Consider the following 3,572-nt stretch of genomic DNA (forward strand, 5'->3'; position numbering starts at 1 on the left):
AGCCGCCAAAGAGCAGGATATCACTCTCGAAATCGTCAGACTACCTCAGGCTAAACGGGGTTTCGTGCTGCTGCCACGTCGCTGGATCGTAGAGAGATCGTTCGCGTGGGCAACGCGGTGCAGGAGGCTGGTGAAAGACTACGAGCGCTGCGCCTCAACGCTTGCCGCAATGCATACCATCGCCTTCGCAGGTTTCATGCTTAGAAACGCAGCTAACCTGCTCATCCAAAGTGCATAACACCCTCTAGGTAAACTCCCGTCCATCGCGTCTGGGGCAACGCATACCTTCAGCGCGTCATCATCAGCAATCGCCTCTTGCTTGAGTGCTTTCCAGCCAGCTTTCCCGACGATTTGCCTCAATGCGTAATACGTCTGATCAAAAATCAGCTCATGCTTGGCCGCCTCACTGTTCTGACAGAGCATCGTCGCGATGCTATCTTTTGAATGATCTACTGAACAGTTGAAATCAGGTTTATATTCTTGTGCGTCGGCAGCCATCGGAAGAGATGATAGCGCCGCCATCATTAAAAATCGCTTCAACATTTTTTCCAACATTTTAGCAGTGCTATCCGCGAGCAATTATCGCTTGCTCAATAGCGCGTTTCAATATCCCTACAATCGCATAATCGCGACTCACCAAAACGCGACTTTCACCACTACAAGAGCGAAAGCGAAAATAATATTTGGGGTGAGTTGCCAGATAAACAAAAATGCAGCCAATAAATAAAGAGAGGATTGAGGCTATCGTTTCATTGCTCCCGTCGCCTGTGTGTGAGTAGATTTCAACACCAACTGTAATTGCAGAAACAGCAGCAACGACGAAAAGGACGATGGCAATAATCCAATACGTCTGCGTGTTTTGCTCGCCAATTGAAACACAATCAACGTTAGCCGTGGCAAAGGATGAGTCCCCATAACGAATAAGCGTTTTGGTGACTGAAATTTGCCCCTGCTTATAAAAATATTCTTCGCTCAAATCTTCCTCCATCAAATCACAACCAACTCACCACACCCCCATAGCGGGAACAAGTGCCCCCGTGGTGTTGGCTGTCTGAGGCCGTCAATCTTGAGAGGGATCAGGTTGATTCTCGTAAGCACCAAATCCTCCTGACCAAGACGAAGACCTGCCGACATCGCGCTATCGCATGGGCGACGCCAGGAGGAGACGCTACGCCGTTTCTGGAGACTGGAAGCAAAAGTGAGGGTACTTTACACGAGCGAGATCACCAAGCAGGCCTATGCGAACTTCTTATCTAATGTCGGTCAGATGCAGTTGCACGCCTTTGCTGTGCGCTGGCTCAAGGCTGACGGGAACATTTACCGCCTCTCGCGCCATCTGGGACACAGCAGCGTAAAGGTGACTGAGCAAAATTATCTGGGATATTTGACTGTGGAGGAGCAGGAGCGCGTTCAGTTTAGCTCCGAGCAAGGCGCGCTGGATTAAGCGGGGTCCCCACAAAATCCCCCACACAAGGCAAAAATTATGTGGGGATACACCCCTCAAAAACCGTTAGAGGTGGGGAGAAATAATTCAATTAAATCATGGAGATGAAATAGCGGAGGGGATGTCCGCCTAACTATCGTCCCACCACGTCCCACAGCGTTCCAAAATCCTTCTATATCCTAGTGGTTTACCCGCTCTTCCGTCCACGGTTGTTTCTGGACGTACCTCCAAAGCCCATGTTTTAAGGGGGGTAACAAGAGGGGTAAACCATTATGAGCCGACTCCCGCCCAACAGACTAACCGCACTGCAAGTCTCCCGGCACAAGAGCGGAGACCTGTGCGACGGAGGAGGTCTCTGGCTGGTGGTGTCTGGTGGGTCCCGCTTGTGGGAATTACGCTTTAAGTCACCTGTGACTGGTAAGCGCCGACAGATGAGCCTCGGGAGTGCTGCCGATCTTTCTCTGTCTGACGTCCGATCCCATGCTTCCGATTGCCGCCGCCAGATAAAAGGTGGCCTTGATCCAATAATGGAAAGGGAGAAGGAGAAAGCGGCTCGGAAGCTAGAGGTCGGCATCACTTTCAAAGAGGTGGCCGTCCGTTACATCCAAGAGCAGACCCCAGGGTGGAAAGATCAGAAAGGAGCCACAACGTGGGCAGGCTCTCTCAGCCTGCATGCTTTTCCTGTGTTTGGCGGGAAGGCTGTGCGCAACATCGACACTCAGGACGTTCTGACCGCCCTCCGGCCAATCTGGACAGAGAAAACCGAAACAGCAGGCCGGGTCCGTAGTCGTATTGAGCGCATTCTGGACTATGCCCGCGCTCAGGGCTGGCGTGACGGTGAGAACCCGGCCCGCTGGCGGGGGCACCTTTCGGCAACCTTACCTCCTCCATCAAAGCTGATGAAGGTTCAGCACCACAAAGCTGTGGGGTGGAGGGATATAGCGCCTGTCATATCAGCTCTCCGGTCATCAGAAGGTATTGCCGCCAAGGCCGTGCGGTTCTGCTGCCTGACGGCTGGCCGGTCTGGGGAAGTAAGAAACGCCGTCTGGTCTGAAATTGATATGGCGGCCCAAATCTGGACCATCCCCGACCACAAGATGAAAGCTGGCCGGGAGCATCGCGTGCCCTTGTCTGATGATGCTCTGGGCGTCCTTCAGGAAATGCTACCCCTCCGAGATTCCGCCGCCGGGGATCTGGTCTTTCCTGGACACAAGAGAAGTAAGCCCCTGTCGGATGTGGCCCTGAGCAAAGCCCTCCACCTTGCTGCCAAGACGAAGGATGTCACGGTTCATGGCCTACGCTCCACCTTCAGGGACTGGACCTCTGACACCAACGCCTGCCCGCATGACGTGGCAGAAATGGCGCTCGCTCATGCCATTGAGAACAAGGTTGAAGCCGCTTACCGGAGAACTGATCTGCTGGAACAGCGCCGCCCTCTCATGGAGGCTTGGGCAGCACAATGCCGGGGATAAGGCAAAACCCCATCCGGTATTGCTTTTTTCGGTCGTGACAGTCGTGACGGTCGTGCCACCCTCTAAATCTGGCTGAAATCTGCCATTTTTCAGGGCATAGACATGGCACGACCTGTGAAAACCCCAGTCGTGCCAGTCGTGACATGTCATGAATGCGCGCGCCGAGCACAATACCTCGAAATGTTACACATGTTACAGACCCTACGCGCGATGCGCGCGAGTGATTGGGCACCGCCGGGGGGCTTCATAATACGAAGGCCCTTTTCATCTTCATCGAGACGGGGTGCTGCGTTGCGGTCATTGGCAGGTCAGGATGTGACAGGGAACCCAGAGTTTTTAATTGCCCGGAAACTACCCTGAAGCCCTTCCATAACAAGGCGTTAGACGAAACCATTGAGCTTACACTGCTCTAGAGGGTGTTATGTACTTTCTGGCGTAAGTGTTCCAGAACAGATGGATGAATACTGCCCGCAAACCGTATCCGTCTGATATCAGTGACGAAGAGTGGTCTCTGATTGTTCCATACCTCCTTTTGATGAAAGAAGATGCGGACCAGCGACACCATAATCTGAGAGAGTTGTTCAACGGTCTTCGGTATGTGATCCGTTACGGCATTGCATGGCGTGCGATGCCGAACGATCTGCCGCCATGGACTG

Annotated in this window: 6 protein-coding genes; 4 read left to right on the plus strand and 2 right to left on the minus strand. The window is 53.1% G+C overall.

Annotated features, from left to right (window positions below):
• Positions 1-238 (plus strand): transposase (locus KP703_RS15115; RefSeq protein WP_215754726.1); only part of this gene is annotated, 238 nt, incomplete at its 5' end.
• Here the strand turns inward: KP703_RS15115 and KP703_RS15120 are convergent.
• Complete coding sequence (locus tag KP703_RS15120; protein WP_215755524.1) at positions 139-555, minus strand: hypothetical protein; 417 nt, start codon at positions 553-555, stop codon at positions 139-141. The two genes, KP703_RS15115 and KP703_RS15120, sit on opposite strands and share 100 nt — an antisense overlap.
• 10 nt (positions 556-565) lie before the next feature.
• Positions 566-976, minus strand: coding sequence for a DUF6232 family protein (locus KP703_RS15125; protein ID WP_215755521.1), 411 nt, complete (start codon positions 974-976; stop codon positions 566-568).
• A 222-nt stretch (positions 977-1,198) separates the two neighbouring features.
• Between KP703_RS15125 and KP703_RS15135 the strand changes: the two genes are divergently transcribed.
• The 3 genes from KP703_RS15135 to KP703_RS15145 all read left to right on the plus strand — a co-directional run.
• The gene (locus KP703_RS15135; RefSeq protein ID WP_215755525.1) at positions 1,199-1,444 is read left to right on the plus strand and encodes a hypothetical protein; all 246 of its coding nucleotides are present in this window, start codon (positions 1,199-1,201) and stop codon (positions 1,442-1,444) included.
• A 272-nt stretch (positions 1,445-1,716) separates the two neighbouring features.
• Positions 1,717-2,916, plus strand: coding sequence for a phage integrase central domain-containing protein (locus tag KP703_RS15140; protein WP_215755522.1), 1,200 nt, complete (start codon positions 1,717-1,719; stop codon positions 2,914-2,916).
• A 457-nt stretch (positions 2,917-3,373) separates the two neighbouring features.
• Positions 3,374-3,572, plus strand: a 199-nt coding sequence (locus KP703_RS15145; protein ID WP_215754477.1) for a transposase, incomplete at its 3' end; no start/stop codon positions are given.

Source organism: Acetobacter sp. P5B1, assembly GCF_018811985.1.
In the GTDB taxonomy this organism is placed as follows: Bacteria; Pseudomonadota; Alphaproteobacteria; order Acetobacterales; family Acetobacteraceae; genus Acetobacter; species Acetobacter cerevisiae.

What these genes read in the sequence shown, in the direction of transcription:
- KP703_RS15140 (WP_215755522.1), top strand. Translation starts at nt 1,717, where the DNA reads ATGAGCCGACTCCCGCCCAACAGACTAACCGCACTGCAAGTCTCCCGG.
- KP703_RS15120 (WP_215755524.1), bottom strand. Translation starts at nt 555, where the DNA reads ATGTTGGAAAAAATGTTGAAGCGATTTTTAATGATGGCGGCGCTATCA.